The following is a 705-nucleotide window of genomic DNA, read 5'->3' as shown; positions in this document are numbered from 1 at the left end:
GACACACGAACATCGCTTTCAGAAAGCGCCATGAAGACAAGTCGAACTTCGGCTCCACGGTATTGCACGCGATGAACGCCTACACCGACCGCAAATCTACGCGAGGCTAGTATTGCCGCGATGCTGATCAGACATCGACCGCAAAACCGCGGAGCCGTTTGTCGACGGCCGGCACAATAGAAGTTGATACCAGCGGGTCCAGCCGGAGTTCCCCCTACGACTTACAGGCTACCAGGACGTCGTAGATCGTGTTGGTTGAAGAACTTGCGTCCTTCGCCCTTCCGCGTCACAGATGCCTGATCACGAGCCGCCGCCGCGATTCACGCCCTTCGAGTCCCGCGAGCATCATCTTCGCCACGTCGCGCAACACGTCGTCGGGCCCGTCCGGCAAGCCGCAGTCGGCCGCTTCGTCAGTTGCGAGACGCGACGTGATCAGGACAATTCGTGATCAGATGCGTCGCTGTCGTGACCGTGCTCGATCTCGTAGCGAAGCTCTGTCTCGCGGCCGAGCCAAGCGGCGACGGCGATGGCGCCGCGGTAGAAGTCGTCGTCGGCGTCGCCGGGGGCCACACCGAAGTCGCGGCAGTAGTGCCGCACCGCGCCGGCCACGATGCACAGCCGCTCGCACTCGCGGACAGAAAAGACGCGCGACAGCGAGCCGCGGTTTCGGGCGACGCGCGTCGCGGCTTTTTCTGATCTCGACAT

At 62.8% G+C, this 705-nt stretch carries 1 protein-coding gene; it reads right to left on the bottom strand.

Annotated elements, in window-relative coordinates; all coding sequences use genetic code 11:
* Positions 1-432 precede the first annotated feature (432 nt).
* Positions 433-705, bottom strand: a 273-nt coding sequence (locus ABTU92_RS30635; protein ID WP_408095289.1) for a hypothetical protein, incomplete at its 5' end; no start/stop codon positions are given.

Origin of the sequence: Rhodoplanes sp. SY1, assembly GCF_046000175.1 — a bacterium.
Lineage (GTDB): Bacteria > Pseudomonadota > Alphaproteobacteria > Rhizobiales > Xanthobacteraceae > Rhodoplanes.
The sequence above is the reverse complement of the archived record's forward strand: the minus strand, read 5'-3'. Positions and strand labels throughout refer to the sequence as shown.